General features: G+C 68.2%; 34 protein-coding genes. 18 read left to right on the top strand and 16 right to left on the bottom strand.

Annotated elements, in window-relative coordinates; genetic code table 11:
* Positions 1-4 precede the first annotated feature (4 nt).
* The 3 genes from VA613_RS11940 to ubiT are packed head-to-tail and all read left to right on the top strand — an operon-like array spanning position 5 to position 1812.
* Entirely contained in the window at positions 5-898 is an 894-nt protein-coding gene (locus tag VA613_RS11940; protein ID WP_324779240.1) for a U32 family peptidase, read from the top strand.
* A 1-nt stretch (position 899) separates the two neighbouring features.
* Positions 900-1346 carry a 6-carboxytetrahydropterin synthase QueD gene (gene queD, locus VA613_RS11935; RefSeq protein WP_324779239.1) on the top strand — a complete coding sequence of 149 codons (447 nt, stop codon included), beginning with the start codon at positions 900-902 and terminating at the stop codon, positions 1344-1346.
* Between the two features lie 13 nt (positions 1347-1359).
* Positions 1360-1812: a ubiquinone anaerobic biosynthesis accessory factor UbiT gene (gene ubiT, locus VA613_RS11930; protein ID WP_324779238.1), complete on the top strand. Its 453-nt coding sequence runs from the start codon at positions 1360-1362 to the stop codon at positions 1810-1812.
* A gap of 12 nt (positions 1813-1824) precedes the next feature.
* Here ubiT and VA613_RS11925 read toward each other — a convergent pair whose 3' ends face one another.
* Positions 1825-2736: a DMT family transporter gene (locus tag VA613_RS11925; RefSeq protein ID WP_324779237.1), complete on the bottom strand. Its 912-nt coding sequence runs from the start codon at positions 2734-2736 to the stop codon at positions 1825-1827.
* 121 nt (positions 2737-2857) lie between these two features.
* Entirely contained in the window at positions 2858-4102 is a 1245-nt protein-coding gene (locus VA613_RS11920) for a nitronate monooxygenase (RefSeq protein WP_324779236.1), read from the bottom strand.
* A 324-nt stretch (positions 4103-4426) separates the two neighbouring features.
* On the opposite strand from VA613_RS11920, the gene VA613_RS11915 reads away from it, so the two are divergent.
* The 4 genes from VA613_RS11915 to VA613_RS11900 all read left to right on the top strand — a co-directional run bounded on the left by VA613_RS11915 (position 4427) and on the right by VA613_RS11900 (position 7224).
* On the top strand, positions 4427-5023 hold the full coding sequence (locus VA613_RS11915; protein ID WP_324779235.1) for a hypothetical protein: 597 nt from the start codon (positions 4427-4429) through the stop codon (positions 5021-5023).
* A 24-nt stretch (positions 5024-5047) separates the two neighbouring features.
* Positions 5048-6214 carry an OmpP1/FadL family transporter gene (locus tag VA613_RS11910; protein WP_324779234.1) on the top strand — a complete coding sequence of 389 codons (1167 nt, stop codon included), beginning with the start codon at positions 5048-5050 and terminating at the stop codon, positions 6212-6214.
* 60 nt (positions 6215-6274) lie between these two features.
* Positions 6275-6481: a YgaP family membrane protein gene (locus tag VA613_RS11905; protein WP_324779233.1), complete on the top strand. Its 207-nt coding sequence runs from the start codon at positions 6275-6277 to the stop codon at positions 6479-6481.
* 110 nt (positions 6482-6591) lie between these two features.
* Positions 6592-7224 (top strand): TetR/AcrR family transcriptional regulator, encoded by a 633-nt coding sequence (locus VA613_RS11900; protein WP_324779232.1) that lies wholly within the window; start codon positions 6592-6594, stop codon positions 7222-7224.
* Here the strand turns inward: VA613_RS11900 and VA613_RS11895 are convergent.
* From VA613_RS11895 to VA613_RS11880, 4 genes are all read right to left on the bottom strand, one after another.
* A complete protein-coding gene (locus VA613_RS11895) occupies positions 7221-7847 on the bottom strand; it encodes a hypothetical protein (RefSeq protein ID WP_324779231.1) in 627 nt (208 codons plus the stop codon). The two genes, VA613_RS11900 and VA613_RS11895, sit on opposite strands and share 4 nt — an antisense overlap.
* Positions 7844-8971 carry a hypothetical protein gene (locus VA613_RS11890; RefSeq protein WP_324779230.1) on the bottom strand — a complete coding sequence of 376 codons (1128 nt, stop codon included), beginning with the start codon at positions 8969-8971 and terminating at the stop codon, positions 7844-7846. Before VA613_RS11890 ends, VA613_RS11895 begins: the two co-directional genes overlap by 4 nt.
* A 9-nt stretch (positions 8972-8980) precedes the next feature.
* Positions 8981-9235 (bottom strand): DUF2249 domain-containing protein, encoded by a 255-nt coding sequence (locus VA613_RS11885; protein ID WP_324779229.1) that lies wholly within the window; start codon positions 9233-9235, stop codon positions 8981-8983.
* Positions 9236-9342: 107 nt separating this feature from the next.
* Positions 9343-9765, bottom strand: coding sequence for a MarR family winged helix-turn-helix transcriptional regulator (locus VA613_RS11880; protein WP_324779228.1), 423 nt, complete (start codon positions 9763-9765; stop codon positions 9343-9345).
* A gap of 141 nt (positions 9766-9906) precedes the next feature.
* Between VA613_RS11880 and VA613_RS11875 the strand changes: the two genes are divergently transcribed.
* Together VA613_RS11875 and VA613_RS11870 are read left to right on the top strand one after the other, a co-directional pair.
* Entirely contained in the window at positions 9907-10476 is a 570-nt protein-coding gene (locus VA613_RS11875; protein ID WP_324779227.1) for a hypothetical protein, read from the top strand.
* 89 nt (positions 10477-10565) lie between these two features.
* The gene (locus VA613_RS11870; protein WP_324779226.1) at positions 10566-10892 is read left to right on the top strand and encodes a TusE/DsrC/DsvC family sulfur relay protein; all 327 of its coding nucleotides are present in this window, start codon (positions 10566-10568) and stop codon (positions 10890-10892) included.
* Between the two features lie 27 nt (positions 10893-10919).
* Here the strand turns inward: VA613_RS11870 and VA613_RS11865 are convergent, their stop codons facing one another.
* Genes VA613_RS11865 through VA613_RS11855 form a run of 3 tightly spaced genes read right to left on the bottom strand, consistent with a single transcriptional unit; the run spans position 10920 to position 12875 of the window.
* On the bottom strand, positions 10920-12194 hold the full coding sequence (locus VA613_RS11865) for a hypothetical protein (RefSeq protein WP_324779225.1): 1275 nt from the start codon (positions 12192-12194) through the stop codon (positions 10920-10922).
* A 13-nt stretch (positions 12195-12207) separates the two neighbouring features.
* Positions 12208-12441 (bottom strand): DUF2249 domain-containing protein, encoded by a 234-nt coding sequence (locus VA613_RS11860; RefSeq protein WP_324779224.1) that lies wholly within the window; start codon positions 12439-12441, stop codon positions 12208-12210.
* A complete protein-coding gene (locus VA613_RS11855; protein ID WP_324779223.1) occupies positions 12438-12875 on the bottom strand; it encodes a hemerythrin domain-containing protein in 438 nt (145 codons plus the stop codon). Before VA613_RS11855 ends, VA613_RS11860 begins: the two co-directional genes overlap by 4 nt.
* Before the next feature lie 143 nt (positions 12876-13018).
* Here VA613_RS11855 and VA613_RS11850 point away from each other — a divergent pair, with 143 nt between their 5' ends.
* From VA613_RS11850 to VA613_RS11840, 3 genes are read left to right on the top strand one after another with little or no spacing between them, the layout of a single operon-like run.
* A complete protein-coding gene (locus VA613_RS11850) occupies positions 13019-15034 on the top strand; it encodes a ribonucleoside triphosphate reductase (protein ID WP_324779222.1) in 2016 nt (671 codons plus the stop codon).
* 16 nt (positions 15035-15050) lie between these two features.
* On the top strand, positions 15051-15239 hold the full coding sequence (nrdD, locus tag VA613_RS11845; RefSeq protein ID WP_324779221.1) for an anaerobic ribonucleoside-triphosphate reductase: 189 nt from the start codon (positions 15051-15053) through the stop codon (positions 15237-15239).
* Positions 15240-15289: 50 nt separating this feature from the next.
* The gene (locus tag VA613_RS11840) at positions 15290-15982 is read left to right on the top strand and encodes an anaerobic ribonucleoside-triphosphate reductase activating protein (protein WP_324779220.1); all 693 of its coding nucleotides are present in this window, start codon (positions 15290-15292) and stop codon (positions 15980-15982) included.
* 1 nt (position 15983) lies between these two features.
* Here VA613_RS11840 and VA613_RS11835 read toward each other — a convergent pair whose 3' ends face one another.
* The 4 genes from VA613_RS11835 to glyA all read right to left on the bottom strand — a co-directional run bounded on the left by VA613_RS11835 (position 15984) and on the right by glyA (position 19646).
* Positions 15984-16730 carry a class I SAM-dependent methyltransferase gene (locus VA613_RS11835; protein WP_324779219.1) on the bottom strand — a complete coding sequence of 249 codons (747 nt, stop codon included), beginning with the start codon at positions 16728-16730 and terminating at the stop codon, positions 15984-15986.
* Complete coding sequence (gene ribD / locus VA613_RS11830) at positions 16727-17776, bottom strand: bifunctional diaminohydroxyphosphoribosylaminopyrimidine deaminase/5-amino-6-(5-phosphoribosylamino)uracil reductase RibD (RefSeq protein WP_324781245.1); 1050 nt, start codon at positions 17774-17776, stop codon at positions 16727-16729. The genes VA613_RS11835 and ribD overlap by 4 nt, the downstream gene beginning before the upstream one ends.
* Positions 17777-17825: 49 nt before the next feature.
* Positions 17826-18308: a transcriptional regulator NrdR gene (gene nrdR / locus VA613_RS11825; protein ID WP_324779218.1), complete on the bottom strand. Its 483-nt coding sequence runs from the start codon at positions 18306-18308 to the stop codon at positions 17826-17828.
* Between the two features lie 93 nt (positions 18309-18401).
* Positions 18402-19646 (bottom strand): serine hydroxymethyltransferase, encoded by a 1245-nt coding sequence (gene glyA, locus VA613_RS11820; protein ID WP_324779217.1) that lies wholly within the window; start codon positions 19644-19646, stop codon positions 18402-18404.
* A gap of 91 nt (positions 19647-19737) precedes the next feature.
* On the opposite strand from glyA, the gene VA613_RS11815 reads away from it, so the two are divergent.
* On the top strand, positions 19738-20823 hold the full coding sequence (locus VA613_RS11815) for a TRAP transporter substrate-binding protein (protein ID WP_324779216.1): 1086 nt from the start codon (positions 19738-19740) through the stop codon (positions 20821-20823).
* Positions 20824-20949: 126 nt separating this feature from the next.
* Positions 20950-21573 (top strand): 2-polyprenyl-3-methyl-6-methoxy-1,4-benzoquinone monooxygenase, encoded by a 624-nt coding sequence (coq7, locus tag VA613_RS11810; RefSeq protein WP_324779215.1) that lies wholly within the window; start codon positions 20950-20952, stop codon positions 21571-21573.
* A gap of 93 nt (positions 21574-21666) precedes the next feature.
* Here coq7 and VA613_RS11805 read toward each other — a convergent pair whose 3' ends face one another.
* Together VA613_RS11805 and VA613_RS11800 are read right to left on the bottom strand one after the other, a co-directional pair.
* Positions 21667-22137 carry a CreA family protein gene (locus VA613_RS11805; RefSeq protein WP_324779214.1) on the bottom strand — a complete coding sequence of 157 codons (471 nt, stop codon included), beginning with the start codon at positions 22135-22137 and terminating at the stop codon, positions 21667-21669.
* Between the two features lie 106 nt (positions 22138-22243).
* On the bottom strand, positions 22244-22609 hold the full coding sequence (locus tag VA613_RS11800) for a hypothetical protein (protein ID WP_324779213.1): 366 nt from the start codon (positions 22607-22609) through the stop codon (positions 22244-22246).
* Positions 22610-22697: 88 nt separating this feature from the next.
* Between VA613_RS11800 and VA613_RS11795 the strand changes: the two genes are divergently transcribed.
* From VA613_RS11795 to VA613_RS11780, 4 genes are all read left to right on the top strand, one after another.
* The gene (locus tag VA613_RS11795) at positions 22698-23492 is read left to right on the top strand and encodes a Mut7-C RNAse domain-containing protein (RefSeq protein WP_324779212.1); all 795 of its coding nucleotides are present in this window, start codon (positions 22698-22700) and stop codon (positions 23490-23492) included.
* On the top strand, positions 23489-23959 hold the full coding sequence (locus VA613_RS11790; protein WP_324779211.1) for a c-type cytochrome: 471 nt from the start codon (positions 23489-23491) through the stop codon (positions 23957-23959). The genes VA613_RS11795 and VA613_RS11790 overlap by 4 nt, the downstream gene beginning before the upstream one ends.
* 72 nt (positions 23960-24031) lie before the next feature.
* On the top strand, positions 24032-24427 hold the full coding sequence (locus VA613_RS11785; protein WP_324779210.1) for a DUF302 domain-containing protein: 396 nt from the start codon (positions 24032-24034) through the stop codon (positions 24425-24427).
* Between the two features lie 132 nt (positions 24428-24559).
* Entirely contained in the window at positions 24560-25045 is a 486-nt protein-coding gene (locus tag VA613_RS11780; RefSeq protein WP_324779209.1) for a hypothetical protein, read from the top strand.
* Between the two features lie 30 nt (positions 25046-25075).
* Here VA613_RS11780 and VA613_RS11775 read toward each other — a convergent pair whose 3' ends face one another.
* Complete coding sequence (locus VA613_RS11775; RefSeq protein WP_324779208.1) at positions 25076-25411, bottom strand: DUF2288 domain-containing protein; 336 nt, start codon at positions 25409-25411, stop codon at positions 25076-25078.
* Positions 25412-25439 lie beyond the last annotated feature (28 nt).

Raw genomic sequence — 25439 nt, 5'->3', positions numbered from 1 at the left:
CGCCATGAACCTGAGCCTCGGCCCCCTGCTGTACTACTGGTCGCGCGACGACGTGCAGCGCTTCTACGACGCCGCCGCAGGCTGGCCGGTGGCGCGCGTGCACCTGGGCGAGAGCGTCTGTTCGCGGCGCCACCTGCTGCGCCTGCAGGACTGGCTGGCGCTCGCCGAGCAGCTCGACCGCGCCGGCAAGGAGGTGGTGCTGTCGAGCCAGACGCTGATCGAGTCGGAGTCCGACCTGAAGACGCTGCGCCGCATCGTCGGCGACGGCCGCTTCCGCGTCGAGGCCAACGAATGGGGCGCGGTGCGCCTGCTGTCGGAGGCGGGCACACGCTTCGTCGCCGGCCCCACGCTCAACGTGTACAACCACGAGACGCTCGACGTGCTCGCCGGGCTCGGCGCCGAACGCTGGCTGCCGCCGGTGGAGATGTCGCGCACCGCGCTCGCGACGCTGCTGGCGCATGCACCGGCCGGCGTCGAAACCGAGGTGTTCGCCTACGGCCGCCTGCCGCTGGCGTATTCCGCGCGCTGCTTCACCGCGCGCCACTACAACCTGCCAAAGGACGACTGCCAGTTCCGTTGCCTCGACCATCCCGACGGGCTGCCGCTGACGACGCGGGAGGGCGAGCCCTTCCTCACGCTGAACGGCATCCAGACGCAGTCGGCCGGCGTCTACAGCCTGATCGGCGAGTTGCCGGCGCTGCGCGAACTCGGGGTGGCGAGCCTGCGCCTGTCGCCGCAATCGCGCCACATGGAACGCGTGGTCGAGGCCTTCCGCGCGGCGCTCGACGGCGACGCAGGGGCGGCGGGTTCGCTCGCGCGCTTCATGCCCGGCCCGGCGGTCGACGGCTACTGGCACGGCCGCGCGGGCCTCGACCACGTCGCGGTGGAACAGGACTGAGATGCTGATCACGCGCAGGCTCGAGTTCGACGCCGGCCACCGCATTCCCAGCCATGCGAGCCAGTGCCGCCATCTCCACGGCCACCGCTATGCGATCGAGATCACGCTGTCGGGCGCGATCATCCGCACCGAGGGGGCGGCGGAAGAGGGCATGGTCATGGACTTTTCGGAGGTCAAGCGCATCGCCAACCGGATGGTGGTCGAGCCGTGGGACCACGCCTTTCTCGCCTACCAGGGCGATCGCGCCGTGCTCGACTTTCTTGCGACGCTGCCGGGTCACAAGACCGTGGTGCTGCCCTGCGTTCCCACGGCCGAGAACCTGGCGGCCGAGGCCTTCCGGCTGCTCGACGGAGCCTACCGCGACACCTATGGCAACCAGTTGCGGCTGGAGCGGGTGCGCCTCTACGAGACGCCGAACAACTGGGCCGACGCGCTGCGGCCGTCCTGATGAGGAGATCGCCATGTTGAAGCTCGCCGTACCGACTTCCGTTGCCGCCGTGGTCGCCAGGCTGCCGGTGACGCCGCCCAGCCTGGCGTTCTGCGTCGCCGCCAACCGCCTCTTGTGGCCCGCCTTGCAGGCGCTCGACTGGCAGCCGCTGGTGGGGCGGCGCTATGCGATCCGTGTCAAGGATCTCGGGCTCGGCGTGCGCTTCACGGTCACGGCGCGCGGCTTCGCGCCGCATGCCGGCGCGCCCGAGCTCACGGTCAGCGCGACGGCGGGCGATTTCCTGCGGCTGCTCGCGCGCCGCGAGGATCCCGATACGCTGTTCTTCAGCCGCCGCCTGGTGAGCGAGGGTGATACCGAGCTCGGGCTGGTCGTGAAGAACCTGCTTGACGCGCTCGAACCCGAAGCGGTGCTGGGCAGGCTGCCGCGGCCGCTCGCGCAGGCCGTGCAGCGCATGATGGCCGCGTAGACGGCGGCGGGGCTACCGGAGGGCAGCCGACGCGGCGCGGCGCGTCGCCAGCCAGCCCAGCAGGGAGAGCAGCGCGAGGCCGCCGCCGATCAGCAGGATGCCGGAAATCTCCGTCATCCTGAAGGCCTCGCCGAGCAGGAGGCGCGACGACAGGATCGCGACCACCGGGGTGCCGAGCACCGACAGGCTCGCTTCCCAGGCGGGCACGCGATCGAGGATGTAGATCCACAGCCACCAGCACAGCGCGGTGCTCGCGACCGACATGAAGGCGAGGATGCCCATGTAGGACGCCGTCCACGCGGTCGGGCGCTCGGGGACGACGAACGCGAGCACGACCAGCGGGAGCGCGCCGAGCGCCATCTGCCAGGCGGTCAGCGCGAGCAGGTCGACCTCGTGGCGGGCGCGCAGACGCTTGATCAGGATGGTGCCGATCGCCCACGACAGGGCGGCCAGGATGCCCAGCAGCTCGCTCAGGGCGCTGGCGTGCAGGTCCCAGGGCTCGATGATGAACGTGAGGCCGGCCAGGGTGCTGGCGGCGGCGAGCCACTGCGCGCCGCGGATGCGCTCGCCGAGCAGCGGCCATGCCATCAGCAGCGTCCAGATCGGCATCGTGAAGATCAGCACGGCGGTCTTGCCCGGCCCGCCCTCGACCAGTGCCCAGGTCTGGAACGCCATGAAGCCGGTCACCTGGGCCAGCCCGATTCCCAGCGTGGCGCGCGGCGCGACGAGGCGGGCAGGCCGTCCCGTCAACCGCAGTGCGAGAAACAGCGCCAGCGCGCCGCCCACGCAGCGTTCCGCGGCGAAGGCGAAGGGGGGCGCGTAGGTCAGGCCCTGCTTGGCGAGAACCCAGGTATAGCCCCAGATCAGCGAAAGGACGACCAGGGCGATCAGGGGGAGCCAGCGGTTGGCGGAAGGCGAAGTCATCGCGGCAGGGCGTGGTCAGGGTATCAGGGCGTACGCAAGCGTGGCGTGCATGCGGCACGGGCGGCCCCGTCCCGCTTGCGCTCGCGCGGGCCGCTGCGCGGCAGTCGGCAAGGGGTTGCGCTCAGGGCGGCAAGGCGACCTTCTGGTCGACGCTGAACTGGTAGTCGTGGAAGACGTGTTCGGCGCCCAGCAAGCCGTAGCTGCCGTCCGTCAGGCGCCGCGTGGTGTCCTTCAGGCGCCAGGCGGTCTGGCCGCAGGTCCAGATGTCGAAGTTGCGCATGTGCGTGCACAGGCAGGTCTTGTCCTTGACCGAAAGCTTCTTCGCGTCGGGGTGCAGCGCCACCTCGCGGTTGTAGGCGTCGATGTAGGCGCACTTGCCGCTGGCGTCGAGCAGGTAGCCGTAGGCCTCGCAGTTGGGACGGATGCCCGCGCCGATGCCGGGGCTGCCCTTCAGCATGCGCATCGGATAGCCGGTCGGCGAAATCGTGTTGACCTCGATGTCGTCCTCGCCGGCCTTGAAGTATTCCTGCTTGACCTTGTCGGGCAGGCCGCACTCGCGGGTGACCGTGAAGCGGGTCGCGACCTGGACCGCCGCCGCGCCGCGCTCGAGAAAACCGGCCGCGTCGCTGCCGGTGAAGATGCCGCCGGCGGCGATGACCGGAATCTCCAGGTGCTCGCTTTTCAGATAGGCGAGCACCTCGGCGACTAGGGTGGCGAGGTCGTATTGCGCCCAGTCCATGCCGAAGCCGAGGTGGCCGCCCGCGAGCGGGCCTTCGACCACGACGAAGTCGGGCAGGCGGTTCAGGCGCGCGTTCTTGCGCAGGAACATCGCGAGCGCGCGCGCCGACGAGACGATGATGCCGAGCTTGGCGTCGCGGAAGCGCGGGTGGTCCTCGATCAGCGCGAACGAGCCCAGATGCAGGCCGGCCGACAGCGTGATGCCGTCGATGCCGGCGTCGAGCGCGGCGCTGAGCCGGGTGCGCAGCGTGTCGCGCGGCGCGTTCATGGTCAGCTTCTCCATGCAGTTGATGAAGACCATGCCGTCGCCGCGCTTGGCTTCCATGGTCTTGCCGACATGGTTGCGCGTCGCCTCTTCGAGCACGCCGAGGTTGAACTGCACCGCCGACTTGTCGCTGCTGGCGACGTTGTATTTGTACTGCTTCAGCTTGGCGCTGACGAATTTGGTATCGAAGCGGCGGTCCGACACCGTCTGCACCATGGCATCGGAAATGTGCCCGATGCCGCCGAGTCGTGCCGCCTCGAGCGCCAGTTCGGCGGTCGAGATGTCGACCCCCATCCCGCCGATGACGATCGGCACCAATTCCTGCTTGCCGAAGCGCAGGCGGAAGTCATCCACGCGTTTCATTACTGGTCCTCTGGTTTCCGTCGACGGGGCTGCCCATGAAGGGCGTCCAATGCCGCGCGCCGGTGCGTTCCGGGGGCGGGCACGCATGGCACGCAGGATTGATCCCCGCATCCCGCCTGGCGGGTGATTCATTGCTTGAACAGCAGGATTGTATCCGCACGCCGCGTGGATGGCACCGGCTCGCGTTGCGGCAGCCGTGGAACGGCTCCTGAATCAGGACTTCACGATCTGCTTGCATAAAATCGGCCTCCACATATAATCAAGCGAACATATGAGCAAATGATCATATGTATTTTCCTGTCGAGATTTCCTGCGGAGATTCCCATGAAGAAAGCGCTGATGACTTCCCTGATCCTGACCGGCGGCCTCGCGTCCGCGAGTGCTGCCCTGGCCGAACCGCCCCAGGGCGCGGCCCCGATGCCGGCCGAAATGCAGCAGATGATGAAGACCTACACGCCCGAGCTGCGGCAGAAGGTGATGGCGTTGTCGCCGCAGCTGAAGGGCACCATCCAGAAGCTGCACGCGGGTCATACGCGGCGGGCCAAGGAGACGACCCTGCGGCAGGTCATGCAGGAGATCCTGTCGGACTACCAGGCCGTCGCGGCGGCATTGGCGACCGACAACGCGGAGCAGGCGTCCGAAGCGGCCCGCCGCCTGGCCAACCATCGCATTCCCAAGGGCGGGCTGCTGCCCTACTTCCCGCTGGACAAGATCAACGATGCCGACCTGGCGGTGTTGCCGGCGATGAACCAGATCGTCGAGGGCAGCGCGCTCAAGCTGGCCGACGCGGCGGATGCGGGCGATCTGCCGCGAGCGGCGTCCCACATGAGCGACATCATGACCGGATGCGTCGCCTGCCATCAGAAATTCCGCGGCACGCCCGGCATCTCGGCCAACCTGCTGTCCCCCGTTTCGAAGTGATACCCCTTTCGAGGAGACCAGAACATGAATAAGCGGACATTCGTTGCGGCCGCATCGGCGGCCGCCTGCTCTTTACCTGTCACGGCACATGCCACCAACGGCGATCAGATGATGGCGCTGTCGGCGGCCCAGGCTGCGATGGGCGGCGCCACCGTCGCGCAGGCCCGGGACGCGCTGGCGGTGATGGTCAATCCGGCCGGCATCGCGGATCTCGGCATGAAGGAGGTGCGGATGGATCTGGGCTTCGGGCTCCTGAACCCGCCGCGCGAGGTCAACGGCCAGGAAAGCGATTCGAACTGGTACATGATGCCGAGCGGTGCCGTCGCGTTCAACGTCAACGACCGCCTGTTCCTCGGCATGGGCATGGGGGGCATCGCCGGCATGGGCGTGAACGTGGCGGACGCCATGGCGGCGGCGGGGAACCAGCCGGTAGTGACGACCAAGCAGGTGCTGCGCTTCACCCCGGCCGCTGCCTTCAAGGTCACCGACGCGCTGACGCTGGGCGCGTCGCTCAATCTCGTCAACCAGAGCCTGGCGATGTCGCTGCCGGGCGGCGGCGGCAATTACGTCGCGCTGCCGCAGAACCAGCAGTTCGGCCTGGGTGCGACCGTTGGCGCCACCTACAAGATCTCTCCCAGATGGCAGGCCGGCCTGGTGTACACGACGAAGACCGACGTCGCCCGGATGGAATACAACACGCCCAGCGGCCGCACCAGCTTCGACATGGACATGCCGGCCTCGCTCGCGCTTGGCCTGTCGTTCAAGCCGATGCCGGGCCTGCAGGTCGAATTCGACGTCAAGCGCTATGCATTCGCCGACGTGATGAAGCGCATTCCCGTGACGAACCCGCCCCCGGGCTTCCCGGCCACGCTCAACTTCGGCTGGAAGGATCAGACGGTGTACGCGCTCGGCGTGAAGAAGGACCTGGGCAACAAGATGGCGGTGAGCGTCGGCTACAACTACGGCAAATCGCCGTTCGGCGCCGAAAGCGTCAACATGAACCTCGGCTCCACCGCGATCGTCGAGAACCACCTGTCGGTCGGCCTGACGCGCAAGTTCAGCGACAAGGTCAGCGGCACCTTCGCCTACACGCACGCCTTCAGCAATGAGCTGACGTCGAGCGTCGCGCCCTACAACAAGATCGAGATCCACCAGAACCAGTACAACTTCAACGTTTCCTACCAGTTCTGAGCGGGTGGCCGGCGCGGGCCGGCTGCCCTTGAACCCTGACGTCGACAAAAGGAGATTCACATGACCGTAGACCGTACCGTACATCTCGTGGCAGGCCTGGTAGTGCTCGCAAGCCTTGCCCTTGCCCATTTCGGCAGCAACCCCGCATGGCTGTGGCTGACCGCCTTCGTCGGCGCCAACCTCGCGCAAAGCGGCGTGACCGGCTTCTGCCCGCTGGCGTTCATGCTGAAAAAGGCGGGCCTCAGGGAAGGCAGCTGCTGTTCCTGAAAACGGCCTGACGGTGTACCTTTCGGCAGCGGCCCTCGCTGCTGCCGCCGCTTTCCGCTTCCGGGTGCCTTCGGCGACGCTCGACAGCCGCATGCACCCGGTTGTTTTTCATGCCGTTTGCCCTGGATGGACGCATTGTGGCCGTAAAAAAAAGAAAGTCCGCGGAAGTCCGCCGCCATGACATCATCGAGGCGGCCATGGACATCATTCGCCATGAGGGCGTGGCCAGGCTCACGACGCGTTCGCTTTCGCAGGCGGTCGGCATTGCCCAGCCGACCCTGTTCCTGCACTTCGGCAACAAGAGCCACGTCCTGGTCGCGCTGGTGGACACCATCCAGGCGCGGCTGCAGCGGGAAATGGCCGGCCTGGGCCTCGAGCGGCTGGGCCCGCTGGAGCGGCTGAAGGCCGTCATCCGCGCGCATCTGAATTTCATCCAGCAGCAGCCGGGCATTCCGCGCCTGCTTTTTTCCGAAGAACTGCAAAGCGGCGACCCGGTCTTCCGTGACCGCATGAATGCGCTCGTGCAGTATTTCCTGCAGTTCATCGCCGACCTCATCGCGGCCGCGCAGGCGCAGGGCGAGATCCGCGCAGACGTCGTTCCCCAGCAAAACGCCTGCATCCTGATCGCGGCCGTCCAGGGACTCGCCTTCCGCTGGGTGCTCTCGGATCAGCGCTTCGTGCTGGCGGAGCAGGCCGATGCCGTCATCTCGGCCCTGATCTCGGGCTGGGCGCCGAGAAGCTAAGGCGCGGCCGGCGAGGCATCGTCGCCGCACGTCACCAGCGCCGGGTCGTCGCCGTGCTCGATGAGGATGCGCTCGACGCGTGCCTGCCAGATCCGTGCGAAGTCGGCGCGTTCGGCCGCGCTTGCGGAGCCCGCGAGCACGCCGGGCAGCAGGGTCTGCAGCCCCGCCGGCACCGGCACGATTTCGGGGTGGTAGGCGACCTCGACGCGCGCGCCGCTGTCGAGGCGGGTGAAGCGGAGGGACGTGTCGCCGCCAAGCCCGAACGCCAGCAGGTTGCGGCGGCTGAAGCGGCCGCCGATTCCCTTGAAGCCGCCGTCGCCGGCCGCGCCGGTCAGCAGGCCGGCGACCGCTGCGATGACGCCGGTGACGCCGTCCGCCTGTGTCGCGCCGAATTCGACACGGATGCCGCCCCGCAGGGGCAAGTCGTCCGGGTAGAGCCGGGCCAGCGCCTTGCGCGTCATCAGGTAGGCGCCCGCCACGGTGGGGCAGGAGTGGCCGGCGAGCTTGACCGCGTCGACGTAGCGGTACTCGATCCGTCCTCCCGCGGCGGCGCCCAGGAGTTCGGCAAGCGGGTCGTACAGGACGATGCGCGGCGCGGCATCGTAAAACGCCGGGTAAGTCATGCGGAAACCTCCTTCTCGAACACCTTGGCGCGGACGACGGCTGCCGCCGCCTGCAACAGGAACCACAGCATCACGGCGCCGCCGAGCGGCAGCCCCCACCCCTGTCCCAGGCCGGCGGCCATGCCGCTGCCGCAGAAGAGAAGTGCGCGCGCGCCGGCGAAGCGTCCGAGCCGGCTACGCAACGCGGCGTGCCAGTCGCCCTGCCGCCCCGGGCGCAGCCATACCGGCAGCAGATGGCTGGCCGCGCCGGACACCAGCGGCAGCAGAAAGGCGAGCACGAAGGCGGATGTCGGTGTCAGCGACGGCCGGACCGCGGCAGCGGCGCCGAGCGCCAGGCTGATCGCATAGCCGGCGAATGCGGCGCCGAGCAGCGGCGACGCGCCGTGCCATGCGAACAGCTCGACGCGATAGCGCCGGAGCCAGGCGGTGGCGGTGCGGGCCAGCGGAAGCGCCAGCACCGCCGCGCCGACGGCCGCGAGCGGCGCCAGCCAGGCCGCGCCCGTGGCGACGAGGGCGATCCCGGCGACTGCCCACGGCAGATCGCGGCGCAGGCGGGCCGCGGCGTCCGGGTCCGGCTTGCCGGCGGCGGTCGGCAGCAGCACCGCGAGCGTGCCCCAGGCGGTGAGCCCGATGAAGCCGAGCGTGTTGAGATGGAGATGGAGGCGGCGCAGCGCGACGGCGTGCTGCGGCCAGATCGCGCCCGCCAGAATCGCCAGCAGGGCGACGAAGAGGCACGCAAGCGCGGCCTCGTACCAGGCCAGGCCGGGGTGCGGCCGGCCCAGCATCCCGCGACGGCGGCGCCGGGTCCAGGCCAGCAGGAGTGCCGCGGCCGACGCGGCCAGGCCGGCGCCCACGTAGCGGGCCGTGCCCAGTGCGGGCACGGCGAAGGACGACACCGCCAGCGCGCCGCCCGCGAGTGCGAGTCCCGCCAGGGCGGCGGGGACCGCAGGGGCGCCGTGCGTGCGCGTCAGAACCGGGATGAAATGGCCCATCGCGCCGAAGATCAGCGGCATGGCGCCGACGGCCAGGATCAGGTGCAGCGTGGCCGCGCGGCCGGCATCCAGGGCTCCCAGCAAGGCCGCGACGAACGCGACCAGGGCCAGGAACACCTGCGCCGGAAGCATGGCAGGTGCTCAGTTGCGGATGAAGTCGATCACGATCTCCCCGGGGTTGCGCGCGAGATACTGGATCGTCACGGCCTCGCCGTAGCGGTTGCGCAACTGGTCGAGCAGGGGCAGGGGGTCGTGGTCGTTGACGAAGCGCATGCGTTCGCCGCCGGTCAGCGCGTCGAGCGCGCCGAAGATCGCGGCATGGCGAAAGCGCTTGGCGATGCCGCGCGCGTCGAACGGGTAGACCTGGTCCTGGCGGAGATGAAGGTGAGCATTCATGGCTGTCGTCCAAAAGAAGTAAATGGAATGCATATTATAGGCGAGAAATTTTCGTTCGTGCGGATTTTTTCTGCGGCCATCGCAGCGCCGATCGGCGCCGCACAGGCTCAGGTGCCGGCGTCGAGATCCGCCGCGCCCGGCACGCGGAAGATGCCCTGCAGGCGCAGCAGTTCGTCGCGGTGCAGCGCGGCAAGCAGGTTCAGCATGCGATTGCCGGAGGGAGTCAGATGCACCTCCACCGCGCGCCGGTCGGAGCGCCCGACCTCCCGTCGCACCAGGCCGAGCTTTTCGCAGCGCGAGATCAGCGAGACGACGCCATGGTGGTGGGCCTGCAGCCGTTCGGCGAGCTCGCCCACCGTCGCCCACTCGCGTCCCGGAAAGCCGCGGGTGTGCAGCAGCAGCTGGTATTGAAGATGGGTGATTCCGTGCCGGTGCGCCGCCTCCTCGCTGAAGCGCAGGAAGCGGCGCAACTGGTAGCGGAAGTCGGAGAGGGTTTCGAATTCCTTCTTGTTCAGGCGGGCTGACGGCATTGTTCTTGACTCGGCGGGTGAAGTGGATTATATATCACAACATGATATAAACGACTCGGGACCGGTGCGGCGCGCCGATCCGCTGGTTGCGCGACCAGCCCTCGAGTCGGGCGGTCGCGTGTCTCGGTGAAGGAGATGCACATGAACATTCTGCCGTTTCATACCTTGTTTACCTCGTCCTCCGAGGGCTGGGACGCGCTGGCGGGTCGGCGCGCCTCGCGGTTCCGGCGTTTCGCCATGTTCGCCGCGCCATTCTCGCTGATTCCGCCCTTGATGCTCGAATACGCAGGACGTCACCTGGGCGCCACGCTGCTCCCCAGCGTGGAAATTCAGGCATGGAATACGGCCGCACTGTTCTTCCTGCTGGCCGAACTGGCCACGGTTCCGCTGATGGCGTGGGCGATCCGTTCGATCGCCCTCTCCAAGGGCGTCGCCGCCGACGAGCATGACGCCTTCACGCTCGCCACCGTGGCGCCCATTCCCCTGTGGCTGTCCGCGCTCGTGCTCTTCATCCCGAATCCGCTGGCGATCGTGGCCGGCCTCGTGTTCGGCCTGGCGGCATCGGTCTTGCTCATCTTCCGGGGCGTGCAGTTCGTCCTCGATGTCAACGAGCCCCTCATCGCCCTCGACATCGCCTACGTGGTAACGGCGCTTGGACTCGTCGCTTGGGTCGTGCTGGTCATGCTCGGGCTGCTTCCGGTGCTCTCGTGAGCGTGAACAGCGAATCGGATTATTTCGATCTTGCAGTTTTCTTGACGTACCTGGCGCGGCGCGCCGGGCTTGAATGAGGAGCTTGAACCATGGATGCAGAAGTCACGATGCCGACACTCGACGAGGAAGGGTACCTCATCGAGCCCAACGAATGGAACGAGAACGTCGCCGAACGCCTCGCGCGCACGGAGAACGTCAGCCTCACCGACGACCACTGGGACGTGATCCGCTTCATGCGGGCCTTCTACGAGGAGCACCAGATCGCGCCGGATGCGCGCTATGTGATCAAGCACCTGTCGGATCGGCTCGGCTCCGATGCGCGCAATGCGCTGTTCCGCCTGTTCGCGTACGGCTACGTCAAGCAGGCCTGCAAGATTGCAGGGATGAAGCGTCCGCGCGCCTGGAGCACGGGCTGACCCAAGCCGGCCGCCGCCGCGGCGGCCTCAGCGGAAGCGCCCGCCGTGGCGGGCGAACCGCCGCACCGCGGACGCCAGATTGAGCGCGAGCAGCAGCGCCGACAGCATCAGCAGCACTCCCCCCATACGAAGCAGCGCGGGCCAGGCCAGGCCGCCCGCGAGCAGCGCGCACGCCGCCAGGTGGGCGCGGAACTGCCAGCGTGCCCAGCGTTCGCCAATCATGTCCTTCATCGTCGGGATGCTGCCCGCGCGCGCCTGCGTCTGCGCCTGCAGGTGGAACCAGGCGAGGAAGGGAACGATCTTGTAGAGCATGCCGCTGACCACGCTCAGCGCGAAGCCGCCGAGAAAAAGCACGCCCAGCAACAGCGGATAGGCATCGCTGTGGCGCCACGCCGGCGCCAGCCATGCGGCGAGCCAGACGCCCACGCAGGCGACCAGGCTGGTCATGCCGAGGCGCCAGTAATCGAGCGTCACGTCGGCGATCTTCCGCCGTCGACGCGCCTGCAGGCGCAGCGTCGCGCCCGCGAACAGGAGGATGCCGCCGGCCAGGGCGACGGCCGCGGCATCCGCCACGGCCGCCGGCAAGACGGGCGCCGCCGCGCGGACGACGAGCATGACGAACAGCCCGGGTGCCAGCCAGCGGCTCAGGCGCGGCGCGTAGGGCGGCGTGAGCTGGAACATCGGCACCACCTGGTAGGCGACGCCGACCACCAGCAGCAGGACCCAGCCCAGGAGGCCGAAGGTGGCATGCGCGCCGACGGTCGCCATGCCCGGCGTGCCGGGCACCCAGCCGGCCCGGGGCAGTGCCAGCGCGCCGGCGAGCACGATGGTCGCGGCGAGGCTTGCCGCCGCGAGCCGCATGCCGTTGACCGTCGCATTCGTGACGGCCCGTGCGAGACTGCGCGCCGCCGCCGCCAGGAAGATCGCGAACGCGGTGCCGAGCAGCACGAGGGCGACACCGAACACCGCCGGCCCCGCGCCGAGGAACGCGGCGAGCAGCGCCGCCGTGCCGAGCGTCAGCGCGATGTGGGCCAGGCGTGCGACGACGCGCGCGGCGGGCAGCGTCGCCCCCGCCACGACCGGCAGCATCTGCGTCAGCGCACCCAGCATCGTCATCGCGAGCACGCCGAGCGTAATGGCGTGGGTGAGGGCGAGCGCCTCGGGCGTCCAGCGGGACGCCAGCGCCTGCGGCGCCATCGCGATCAGCGCACCGGCCGCGAGCAGGAACAGCGGCGCCGTGAGGAAGAAGCGGAGCGGCAGCGCAAGGGGGGGTGCCTGCTCGAAGGAAAGCCCGGCCTGCATGCGATGCGAGACGTCAGGCCGCCGGCCGGATGAGAATCACGTAGCTGCCGTCCTGCTCCATCTTGGCGGAGTGACGGAAGCCGCGCTCGGCCAGCAGGCCATAGAGCGGAAACGGCTCGCGGTGCAGCAGCAGGCGGATCGATTGCCCGGGGCGCAGCAGGGCGAGCGCCTGCATGACCTTCTCCAGCGGCTCGGGCGGCTCGAGGCCGCGGGCGTCGACGAGGACCTCGTCGGGCACTGCGCTCACGCGACCGCCTGCATCGAGCGGATCAGGCCGTCGCGGTCGACCGCCAGCACCTGGTCGGACATCGGGTAGAGCATGTTCTCTTCCTTGAGGTTGTGCTGCTGCATCAGCATGTTGAGCGTTTCCGACAGCCCGAGGTAGGCATGGTGGTCGGCTGCCGCGACCGCGCCGGCCATGTCGCGAAGCAGGCCGCGGATCTGCTCATGCTCCATGCGCATGACCTGGGTCGGCCCCGCGCTCATGCCGGTGCGCGCCTCGAAGGCGGGGAACAGGACCGTTTCCTCCATGGCGAGGTGGTGGGCCATCGCCGCGTCGAACTCTGCGAACAGCTTGCGCGCGCTGTCCCAGTTCTTTTGCGCGGCCGCCGCTTCGGCGGAGGCGAACAGGTCGTCGCAGGCGCGGTGGTCGCTGCCGAGAAAATCCAGGATCGTGCTCATGGTCGGGCTCCTTTAAGTTGCTGAATAAATACATGTTTAAGTGTATCAGGATTTTCTAACCTTAAATTCCCCTTGACTCACCCACAAGATGTCGTATTGTTCTTCCATGGTGAACACAAGATGTTGGTGAAGAGGAGACTCCGATGAATTCAGTGATAGCAGCGATTCCCCGTGAAGTCATCAAGCGCGACGGCCGTCGCACGGCGTTCGACGCGGCCAAGATCCGCTCGGCCATCCTGCGCGCTGGCCAGGCGGCCGGCGAGTTCGGCCCCGACGAAGCCGATCTGCTGACCGCGCAGGTCATCAAGGTGATGGCGCACAGCTTCCGCAACGCCGCGCCGGACATCGAGCGCATCCAGGACGTGGTCGAGCAGAGCCTGATCGCCGCGAACCACCTGCAGACCGCGCGTGCGTATATCGCGTATCGCGACTCGCACAAGAAGCTGCGCGAGGACCGCAAGACCGTCGTCGACGTCGAGGCCTCGATCAACGAATATCTCAGCCGCCAGGACTGGCGCGTCAATGCCAACGCGAACCAGGGCTACTCGCTGGGCGGCCTGATCCTCAACGTCTCCGGCAAGGTGGTGGCCAACTACTGGCTCAATCACGTCTATCCGCCCGAGCTCGGCGAGGCGCACCGCGACGGCTCGATCCACATCCACGACCTCGACATGCTCGCCGGCTACTGTGCCGGCTGGTCGCTGCGCACCCTGCTGCACGAGGGGCTGAACGGCGTGCCGGGCAAGGTCGAGGCGGGCCCGCCGAAGCACATGTCTTCCGCCGTCGGGCAGATCGTCAACTTCCTCGGCACGCTGCAGAACGAATGGGCCGGCGCGCAGGCCTTCTCCTCGTTCGACACCTACATGGCGCCCTTCATCCGCAAGGATGGCATGAGTTACGAGGCGGTGAAGCAGTGCATCCAGGAACTGATCTACAACCTCAACGTGCCCTCGCGCTGGGGCACGCAGACGCCGTTCACCAACCTCACCTTCGACTGGACCTGCCCGGAGGACCTGCGCGAGCAGGTGCCGGTCATCGCCGGCGAGGAGATGCCGTTCGCCTACGGCGAACTTCAGGCCGAGATGGACATGATCAACCGTGCCTACATCGAGGTGATGACCACCGGCGATGCCAAGGGCCGCGTGTTCACCTTCCCGATCCCGACCTACAACATGACGCCGGACTTCCCCTGGGAGTCGGAAAACGCCGAGCGCCTGTTTGCCATGACCGCGCGCTACGGCCTGCCGTACTTCCAGAACTTCATCAATTCGGAGATGAAGCCCAACCACATCCGTTCCATGTGCTGCCGCCTGCAGCTCGACCTGCGCGAGCTCCTGAAGCGCGGCAACGGCCTGTTCGGCTCGGCCGAGCAGACCGGCAGCGTCGGCGTGGTGACGGTGAACTGCGCGCGCCTCGGCCATGAATACGCGGGCGACGAGCCCGCGCTGATCCGCCGCCTCGACGCGCTGCTCGACATGGCGCGCAACGGCCTCGAGATCAAGCGCAAGGAAATCCAGCGCCTGATGGATAGCGGCCTGTTCCCCTACACCAAGCGCTACCTCGGCACGCTGCGCAACCATTTCTCGACGATCGGGGTCAACGGCGTCAACGAGATGATCCGCAACTTCACGGACGACGCGCACGACATCACGACCGAGTGGGGGCACGACTTCGCGCTGCGCCTGCTCGACCACATCCGCGCGCGCATCGCCGGCTTCCAGGAGGAGACCGGCCATCTCTACAACCTCGAGGCGACGCCGGCGGAGGGCACGACCTACCGCTTCGCCAAGGAGGATGCCAAGCGCTACCCCGGAATCCTGCAGGCCGGCACGGAAGATTCCCCCTACTACACGAACTCGACCCAGCTGCCGGTCGGCTACACCGACGACGCCTTCGAGGCGCTGGAGCGGCAGGATGACCTGCAGCGCAAGTACACGGGCGGCACCGTGCTGCACCTCTATATGTCCGAGCACATCTCGTCGACCGACGCCTGCAGGAAGCTGGTGCGGCGCGCGCTCGAGCGCTTCCGCCTGCCGTACATCACCGTGACGCCGACGTTCTCGATCTGCCCCAAGCACGGCTATCTCGCCGGCGAGCACGAGTTCTGCCCCAAGTGCGACGAGGAGGCCCTGTCGCGCAAACCCGCCGTTGTTGCCTGACCGAAAGGAGACTGAAATGACCGACCTGTCCGTTATCGCCAAAGCCCTCGACGCCTCTGCCCTGAAAGACGAGGAGCGCACCCGTTGCGAAGTCTGGACCCGCGTGATGGGCTACCACCGCCCGGTTGCCAGCTTCAACAAGGGCAAGAAGAGCGAGCATCGCGAGCGCCGCTTCTTCGTCGAAAGCCAGTGCCGGATGGGCTGACGCGGCCTTGCTGCGCCGGCACTGAACATGACGCTTCGCCACGGCCAAACATGACGCTTCGCGTGGGCGGCCTGACGCCGCTGTCGACCACCGACTGGCCCGGCATGCTGGCCGCGGTCGTGTTCTGCCAGGGCTGCCCCTGGCGCTGCGGCTACTGTCACAACCCGGGCCTGATTCCCGCGCGCGGTGAATCGGAAATTCCCTGGGCCGAGGTGATGGCCTTCCTGCAGCGCCGCCGCGGCCTGCTCGACGGCGTCGTGTTCTCCGGCGGCGAGCCGACCCTGCAGCCGGCGTTGCCGGACGCGATGCGCGAGGTGCGCGCGCTCGGCTTCAAGATCGGGCTGCATACCGGCGGCATGATTCCGCAGAAGCTCGCGGCGGTGCTGCCGCTGGTCGACTGGGTCGGATTCGATGTGAAGGCGCCGCTGGCCGGGTATGCGCGCATCACCGGCGATGCCGGCAGCGGCGAGCGCGCCGGGGCCGGGCTGCAGCTGCTGCTGGACGCGCGCGTTGACCATGAGATCCGCACGACGATCCATCCTGCCCTGCTCGACGATGCCGACGTCGCCGCGCTGGCCGGCGAGCTCGCCGCGCGCGGCGTGAAGCGCTATGTCCTGCAGGCGTTTCGCAGCCAGGGGTGCGGCGACGAGGTGCTGCGGCGTACCGCGACGCGTGCGCGCCCGCTCTCCGCGCTGGGCGCCGATCTGGCGGGGCTGTTCGACGACCTGTCCGTGCGCGCCTGAGTCAGCGCCGACCGACGCGCAGGAAAAGCGGCCACTGCAGCCGCCGCGGCCGATCCGCTCCCCCCCACAGCGGAGCGAGTGCCGTTTCCAGCGCGGGCAGCGGATCGTGTCCCTCGGCCGCGCGATAGCGCTTCACCGCCGACCAGGTAGACAGATAGTCCACCAGCCGCGGCAGCGTCCACTCGACTTCGATGAAGCAGGGCGGCGCGTCGATTTCCGTGTAGGGAAAGGCGAGGCTGCGGTAGGCGTCGTCGATCAGCGCGCGCTCGGGCGGCCAGTAGGGGCCCACCGTCTCCGAGTAGAAGCGCTGGAAGGGGGCGTCCAGGGCGCCCGGCAGCACCATGCGCCCGTAGCCCCACAGCGCGATGACGCCGCCGGGCTTCAGCACGCGCGCGACCTCGGCGTGGAAGCGCGGCAGGTCGAACCAGTGCGCGGCCTGCGCGACGGTGACGAGGTCGACGCTGCAATCGGCCAGCCCGCTCGCTTCGGCGGGCGCGACGCGATACGTGACGGCGGGATGCGCCTGCGCATGGCGAAGCTGCTCGGCGGAGGCATCCGTGGCGACGACGGCACGGAAATGCGCCGCGAGCCCGAGCGCCGCCTGCCCGCTGCCGGTCGCGCAGTCCCAGGCGGTGTCGTGTTCTGCGCACTGGTTGGCGAGCCAGGCGAACAGCGTCGCGGGGTAGGCGGGACGATAGGCGGCGTAACGATCCGACGCCGACGAGAAATGATCCTTGAAGCCGCTCACGTCGGCAGCAACGTCAGGCGCAGATCGTCGCCAACCTGGCGCACGTCGTGCAGCCTGAAGCGTGCTGCATCGGCCAGCGCCATCAGTGGCGGCCCCGCGAACAGCCCGCGTGCGTCGTCGCCCACCGCCATCGGCGCGACGTAGGCCACCCACTCGTCGACGAGCCCGGCCGTGAGCAGCGCACCGTTCAAGGCGGCGCCGGCTTCGACGTGCACCTCGTTGATGCCGCGCTGCGCGAGCCGCGCGAGCAGCGCGGCGAGGTCGACGCGGCCGTCTGCCTCCGGAAACTCGACGACTTCGGCACCGGCGGCTTCGAGCGCGGCGCGCGCCCCCGGTTCGGCGTGACGGCAGGCGATCAGCGCGGGCAGGATCGCGGCATCGGCCGGCGTGCGCAGGCCGGAATCGACGACGACCCGGAGCGGCTGGCGGCCGATGTCGAAGTCGCGCACGTTCATGCGCGGATTGTCGGCGAGCACCGTGCCGCTGCCGGTGAGGATCGCGCAGGCGCGCGCGCGCAGCCGCTGCACGTCGGCGCGCGCGGCCGCGCCGGTGATCCACTGCGAGGCGCCGTTGGCGAGCGCCGTCTTGCCGTCGAGCGTCGACGCCGTCTTCAGCCGCACCCAGGGGCGCTGCCGTGTCATGCGCGAGACGAAGCCGGCATTGAGCGCGCGCGCCTCGGCTTCCATCAGGCCGACCTCGGCCCGGATGCCGGCCAGCGTCAGGATGCTGATGCCGCGGCCCGCGACCAGCGGGTTGGGATCGGTCATCGCGGCCACCACGCGGGCGACGCCGGCGTCGACCAGCGCCTCGGCGCACGGCGGCGTGCGGCCGTGGTGCGAACAGGGTTCGAGCGTGACGTAGGCGGTGGCGCCGCGTGCCGCCACCCCGGCAGCCTTCAGCGCGTGGACCTCGGCATGCGGCGCCCCGGCGCGTTCGTGCCAGCCCTCGCCGACGACGGCACCGTCGCGGACGATGACGCAGCCGACGCGCGGATTGGGGGTGGTGGTGTAGAGGCCGCGGGCCGCGAGCTGCAGCGCGCGCGCCATGTGGGCGTGGTCGGCAGCGGAGAAGCGGGGCGTGCTCAAGGCGGCCTGCTTATTCGAAGAGGTCGTCCACGCCCTGCGAGGGCGTGCGCTCCAGGTCCTGCAGCATCTCGCGGAAGTCGTCCGGGTCCTGAAAGCTCTTGTAAACCGAGGCGAAGCGGATGTAGGCGATCTTGTCGAGCTTCTTCAGCTCGTGCATCACCAGCTCGCCGATCTCGCGCGCCGGCACCTCGCGCTCGCCGCGCGTCAGCAGCTGCTGGCGGATGCGCTCGACGGCGGCGTCGACCAGCTCGGTCGACACCGGCCGCTTGTGCAGCGCGCGGCGGAAGCCTTCGCGCAGCTTGGTCTCGGAGAAGTCCTCGCGCGTGCCGTTGGTCTTGACGATCTGCGGCGGCCTGAGCTCCGCGGTCTCCCAGGTGGTGAAGCGCTTGTCGCAGGCGACGCAGCGCCGGCGGCGACGGATCGCGTCACCCGCCTCGTTGACGCGGGAGTCGATGACCTGGGTATCGAGGGAGCCGCAGAAGGGGCATTTCATTCTTGGTGAGCGGTGAGCGGTAAGGGGTAAGTGGTGAGCGGTAAGGGGTAAGTGGTGAGCGGCACTAACCGCTCACTGCTTCCTGCTCACCGTTCACCCATACACCGGAAACTTCGCCGTCAGCTTCGCCACTTCGCCCTTCACGCGCTCGATCACCGCCTCGTCGTTCGGCGCGTCGAGCACGTCGGCGATCAGGTGGGCGAGTTGCTCGGCCTCGAGCTCCTTGAAGCCGCGCGTCGTCATCGCCGGCGTGCCGATGCGGATGCCGCTGGTGACGAAGGGCTTCTGCGGGTCGTTGGGGATCGAGTTCTTGTTGACCGTGATGTGGGCGCGGCCCAGGAGCGCCTCGGCTTCCTTGCCGGTGAGGTTCTTGGCGCGCAGGTCGACCAGGAACACGTGGCTCTCGGTACGGCCGGAGATGATGGCCAGCCCGCGCTCGATCAGCACCTTGCACATCACCAGCGCGTTGGCGAGCACCTGCTCCTGGTAATGCTTGAATTCCTTGCTCGCGGCTTCCTTGAACGCCGTCGCCTTGCCGGCGATGACGTGCATCAGCGGGCCGCCCTGCAGGCCGGGGAAGATCGCGGAATTGATCGCCTTCTCGTGCTCGGCCCTCATCAGGATGATGCCGCCGCGCGGGCCGCGCAGGGTCTTGTGCGTGGTCGAGGTGACGACGTCGGCGTGCGGCACCGGGTTGGGGTAGACGCCGGCGGCGATCAGGCCCGCGTAGTGCGCCATGTCGACCATGAAGATCGCGCCGATTTCCTTGGCGATCTTGGCGAAGCGCTCGAAGTCGATGCGCAGCGCGTAGGCCGAGGCGCCGGCGATGATCAATTTGGGTTTATGTTCGCGCGCCAGCGCTTCCATCCTGTCGTAGTCGATTTCCTGCTTTTCGTTGAGGCCGTAGGCGACGACGTTGAACCATTTGCCGCTCATGTTGAGCGCCATGCCGTGGGTGAGGTGGCCGCCCTCGGCGAGGTTCATGCCCATGATGGTGTCGCCAGGCTTGAGGAAGGCCATGAACACCGCCTGGTTGGCCTGAGAACCGGAGTTGGGCTGCACGTTGGCCGCCTCGGCGCCGAACAGCGCCTTGACGCGATCGATCGCCAGCTGCTCGACGACGTCGACGTATTCGCAACCGCCGTAGTAGCGCTTGCCGGGGTAGCCCTCGGCGTATTTGTTGGTGAGCTGCGAACCCTGCGCCTGCATCACCGCCGGGCTGGTGTAGTTTTCCGACGCGATCAGCTCGATGTGATCCTGCTGGCGCTGGTCTTCTTTCTGGATCGCGGCCCACAGGTCGGGGTCGGTCTTGGCGAGGGTGTCTTGGCGGTTGAACATGGCGGTTCGGGCAGGGCTGGAAAAGGCCCAATTTTAACACGCGGCGGTTTCCCGGCCGCCTCGTATAATCCCCGAAAACCCGAGACCGACCATGCAAAGACGAGATTTCCTGACCGGCGCCGGCGCGGCCATGCTGCCGCTCGCGGCGGCACAGGCCGCGCCCGCCGCATCGACTTCGCTGCCGACGATTCGCTGGCGCATGGCGTCGAGCTTTCCCAAGAGTCTGGACACCATCTACGGGGCCGCCGAAACCCTGTCCCGGCGCGTTGCGGCGCTCACCGGCGACCGCTTCCAGATCCGCGTCTTCGCCGGGGGCGAGCTGGTGCCCGGCCTGCAGGTGCTCGATGCGGTCGGCAACGGCACCGCCGAATGCGGCCACTCGGCCGGCTATTACTACGTCGGCAAGAACCTTGCGTTGGCCTTTGACACCGCCGTGCCGTTCGGCCTGACCGCCCGCCAGCAGAATGCCTGGATGTATGCGGGCGGTGGCCTCGAGGCGCTGCGCCGGCTCTACGCGAAGTACAACGTCGTGCAGTTCCCCGGCGGCAACACGGGCACCCAGATGGGCGGCTGGTTCCGCAAGGAGATCCACTCGCTCGCCGACCTCCGGGGCCTGAAGATGCGCATCCCGGGCATCGGCGGCCAGATCATGGCGAAGCTCGGCGCCGTGCCGCAGACGCTGCCCGGCAGCGACATCTACCCCGCGCTCGAACGCGGCGCGATCGACGCCGCCGAATGGGTCGGGCCGTACGACGACGAGAAGCTCGGCTTCCACAAGATCGCGAAGCATTATTACTACCCCGGCTGGTGGGAAGGCGGGCCGCAGCTTTCCTTCTACGTCAACGAGGCGTCTTGGCGCGCGCTGCCCGACGCCTATCGCCAGGCCTTCGAGGTCGCCACCGCCGAAGCCAACCAGCTGATGCTCGCGCAATACGACGCCAAGAACCCGCCCGCCATGCTGCGCCTGGCCGGGCAAGGCGTGCAGCTGCATGCCTTCCCCAAGGACATCATGCTCGCCGCGCGCCGCACGGCGTTCCAGATGTACGAGGAGGAGGCGCGCACCAATCCCGAATTCGCCGCGATCTACCGCTCGTGGAAGGCGTTCCGCGACACCGAGTTCCAGTGGTTCAAGATCGCCGAGGCGGCCTACGCGAATTTCAACTACTACGTAAAGTGATCGGCTGCGAAAAGATCTGAATGCCCCCGGACCGCCCGCCTCCCCTCTCCCGCACGCGGGAGAGGGGAGGCGGGGAGAGGGCCGCACTCCCGCCAAACCTGCGCTGACCCGACAACGAGGCACCCCATGAACCGACTCGACCAGCTCATCACCACCTTCGACCTCGGCCTGCGCACCGTCTTCGCCACGCCGCACGCCGGCCGCCCCTATCCCGGCACCGGCCCCGAGGCCGACCTCTCCGAGGCCGACAAGGCCCAGGCCGCCGCGCTGATGCGCGTCAACCACGTCGGCGAAGTCTGTGCGCAGGCGCTGTACGCCGGGCAGGCGCTCACCGCGAAGAACGAAGGCGTGCGCGAGGAACTCGAGCAGGCCGCGCGCGAGGAGACCGACCACCTCGCCTGGTGCGAGCAGCGCATCAACGAGCTCGGCGGCCGCAAGAGCCTGCTGAACCCGCTGTGGTTCGGCGGCGCGTTCGGCATCGGGGTCGTCGCCGGCCTCTTGGGCGACAAGTGGAACCTCGGCTTCCTCGCCGAAACCGAGCGCCAGGTCGAGGCCCACCTCGACGGCCACCTGCAGAAGCTGCCCGTTGCCGACGCCAGGAGCCGGGCAGTCGTCGAACAGATGAAGCTCGACGAGATCAAGCACGCGCAGACCGCCGTCGACCACGGCGGCGCGCCGCTGCCGCTGCCGGTCAAGTGGGCGATGCAGCGCGCGGCGGACGTGATGCGACGGACCGCGAGCCGGATTTAGCTGGCGTGAGGGCGACGAGTCGGGGCTGTTCGCGAGCGAACCCCGCAGGGGCTCATTGGCCAGGGAAATGCTTCGTTTGGCGTCGGATGGATCCTACGGCCTACCCCAGGGCATGACCGGCACCGTGGACAGGCTGCTTGCCGGCGCGCCCTCGATCAGCTTGCGGCTGATTGCAAGGTAAACGAGGGTGCGATTCGCGCTGTCCCACATGCGAAGGACGCGGGTTTCCTTGAAGAGAATGGACGTGTCTTCGCTGAACACGGTTTCCGTCTTCGGTAGCTTGGCAGGCAGCAAAATCGGCCCGGTCTGCCGACACGAGAGCGAGAACTGTGAAGGATCCTCGGCGAGGCCGAGCGATCCGGATACGCCCCCCGTCCTCGCCTGACTGACGTGGCAGGTGACGCCCCGCACCTTGGGGTCGTGGAAGGCGTCCACGCAGACCTTGTGGTTGGCGCCGAGTATTTTCCATGCGGTGGTCACGCAACCGACTTCGTCGGCCAGGGTGGGCGAGGTGACCCATAGCAGGCTGGCGGCGAGGATGGCGGCGGGGACGAGGCCTTTCATGTGCGGGTCCTTTCGTGTAGGGCGTGCGGATCACGCTGGGTGCGGCCAGTCGAGAGACGGCCCGGTCCCCGCTTGTCGCCTCGCGCCTTCGATGCGGGGCAACGGTTCAGATCGGCAGCCCGAACACCAGGGTATAGACGGCGCCGAGCGCGAACGCGGCATGCAGCAGGATCACGCTCTTCGGCAGGATGCCCTTCCTGCGGATCAGGAAATACAGGGCCGTCCCGCCCATGATGGTCAGCGCCAGCAAGCCCAGCGCGGGCTTGACGTGCTGGCTGGTTTCGCCGCCCATGAGCAGCGCGGCGAGCAGCAGTAGCGCGGCGGCGGCGCCTGCCCGACCGTGCAGCAGTCCCGTGTCGATGGGGGTGTTCTTCTCGGCCAGACGCACATAGGCGGTCAGGGCGCCGCCCAGAACGGCGAAGGCCAGTACCGTCAAAGCCGTGATCGCCATCCAGGTTTCCGGTAGTTGCATGCTTGGGGACTCCTAGTGAGCGGGAGCATGGCCGCGAGGGGCATATTAAGCGGCTTTTCCGCTCCCCGCCAAATGGCGACAATACCGCATGGTCACCGCCACCTTCCGCTTCTACGAAGAACTCAACGACTTCCTCGCGCCGAAGCGGCGCAAGCAGGAATTCAGCGTGCCGTGCGCGCGGCGGGCGACGACCAAGCACATGATCGAGGCGCTCGGCGTGCCGCATACCGAGGTGGAGCTGATCCTCGTCAACGGCGAGTCGGTAGGCTTCGATCGCATCCTGGAGGACGGCGACCGCGTGGCGGTGTACCCGCGCTTCGAGGCGATGGACGTGACGCCGCTGCTGCGGGTGCGAGACCATCCCTTGCGCGAGATGTGCTTCGTCGCCGATGCGCATCTCGGCGGGCTCGCGCACATGCTGCGCATGCTCGGCTTCGACACGCTCTACGACAACCACTTCCGCGACGACGACATCGTGGCGATCTGCGAGCACGACGGCCGCATCGTGCTGACGCGCGATCGTGAATTATTGAAGCGCCGCGCGGTGACGCACGGCTGCTACGTGCACGCGCTGAAGTCCGAGGCGCAGCTGCGGGAAGTCGTCGAGCGGCTCGACCTTGCGCGGAGCGCCAAGCCGTTCACGCTGTGCCTGCACTGCAACGTGCCGCTGCGTCCGGTCGACAAGGCGAGCGTGATCGACCGGCTGCCGCCGAAGGTGCGCGAACACTACGCGCGGTTCTCGATCTGCGATGCGTGCGGCCGCGTCTACTGGGAAGGTTCGCACTTTCGCAACATGCGGCGGCTGCTGGACGGCGTGCTGGCGAATGCGGACGGCGATCCGGCCGCGCTCGACGAATCGGAAGGCCGGAGGAAAACCGAATGAAGCCATCGAACCTGATCGCAGTCGCGTTCGCCGGACTGGTGCTCGCCGGGTGCGGCGACCGCTCCGTTTCTTCGGCGGAAACCTCGCAGGCGGACGGCGCACCGCTCGACCGCCAGCTCGATCCCGCGCAGGTGGCGCGCGGCAAGGCGGTCTACGTGGCGCACTGCATGGAATGCCATGGCGCGGACGGCAAGGGGCCGCCCGGCGACTGGCGCTTCCGCGACGCGGAGGGCTACTTTCCGCCGCCCCCGCTCGACGACAGCGCGCATGCCTGGCATCACCCGACCGCCGTGCTGCTGGCGACGATCCGCGACGGCAGCGCGCCGGGGCAGGGCCGGATGCCGGCGTGGAAGGGCAAGCTCTCCGAGCGGGAGATGCAGGACGTGGTCGCCTACATCAAGTCGCTGTGGTCCGACCCGGTCTACCGGCTGTGGCAGAAAATGGAGCGGCAGTCGCTGGAACCCTGAGGGCGCAAGGGACTCTCTGTCATGTCGCGCCGGTAGAATGGCGGACCGATTTTCATCACTGAGGAGCAAACCATGAGCGAATACGGATTCGATACCCAGATCAGCGGCCCCTTCGCCGCCGCCGTCGAGAAGGTCACGGCTGCCCTCAAGGCCGAAGGCTTCGGCGTGCTGACCGACATCGACGTGCAGGCCACGATGAAGGCCAAGCTCAACGTCGACGGCCGTCCCTACCGCATCCTCGGCGCCTGCAATCCGCCGCTGGCGCACCAGGCGCTCAGCGCCGAGCCCGACGTCGGCATGCTGCTGCCGTGCAATGTCGTCGTGCGCGAGGAAGCCGACGGCAAGGTGACCGTGTCCTTCCTCGACCCCGGCATCATGGTCAAGCTGGTCGCCAATCCCGCCGTGCACGGCGTGGCGACCGAGGCCCGCGCACGCCTGATGCGCGTGAAGGACAGCCTCGCCGCCTGAACGCGCTGACATCCGCATGAAGGCCCGCGATCGCGGGCCTTCTGCCGGACGCTGCCGCTTTCACGGTTAAGCCGCGCTTAAGCTTTGGCGCGCAGATTCGGCGTTCCACCCGCCCACCCAAAGGAAGGTTCGATGAGAACGAAATTCGCAGTCCTGCTGGCCGCCTTCGCCTTCACCGTTTCGGCAAGCGGCTACGCCGCCGAAGGCGCCGACCATTCGCACGCCGGCCATGGCGGCGCCGGCGTGCAGAAGCTGGAACTCAATGCAGGGAAGAAGTGGGCAACCGACGCGCCGCTGCGCCAGGCCATGAGCGACATCAACCGGGCAATGACCCAGGCCGTGCCGCTGATCCACGGGGGTCAGTTCGACAATGCGGCGTACCAGGCGCTGGCGGCGACGATCAAGCAGAAGGTGGCCTTCACGGTCGCGCACTGCAAGCTGGAGCCGAAAGCCGATGCCATGCTCCACCTGGTGCTCGCCGACCTGATGGCGGGGGCCGAGACGATGGAAGGGAAGACCGCGAATCCCCGCCACGACGGTGCCGTCCGCGTGCTGCAGGCGCTGAACGCGTATGGGCGCTATTTCCAGCATCCCGGTTGGCAAGCCCCCCGGGACTGAACCTCAAAACTTCCTGGCCCTGAAGGGCCGTCAGGTCGACGACGCGCCGGCCTGGGAATCCGGTTCCTTCTGCACTTCCTGGATCAGTACCCACGGCGCGACGACCACCGCCCAGAACGCCGGCTGGCGCGCATGCCAGTCCTCGGCATCAGCAAGTTCGGCCTTCGCGAGGCGCCCGTCGGCGAGCCAGGCCTGCACCGCGGCGGTGTTGTTCTCGGCGACCTGCAGCGCAGCGTCGACGAGGTCCATGCCGGCGGCGACCTTGACGACGACGCCGCGCGCGAAGTGACGCTCGAGCTCGGGCCAGGCGAGCCGGGCGGTTTCGAGGTTGAGCTTGGCGCGGAGGATCTCGCTGGGCGTGGTCATGGCGATTCAGGCGTGCGGGAGGCCGAAC

Origin of the sequence: Thiobacillus sp. SCUT-2 (assembly GCF_035621355.1) — a bacterium.
Lineage (GTDB): Bacteria > Pseudomonadota > Gammaproteobacteria > Burkholderiales > Thiobacillaceae > Thiobacillus > Thiobacillus sedimenti.
The sequence above is the reverse complement of the archived record's forward strand: the minus strand, read 5'-3'. Positions and strand labels throughout refer to the sequence as shown.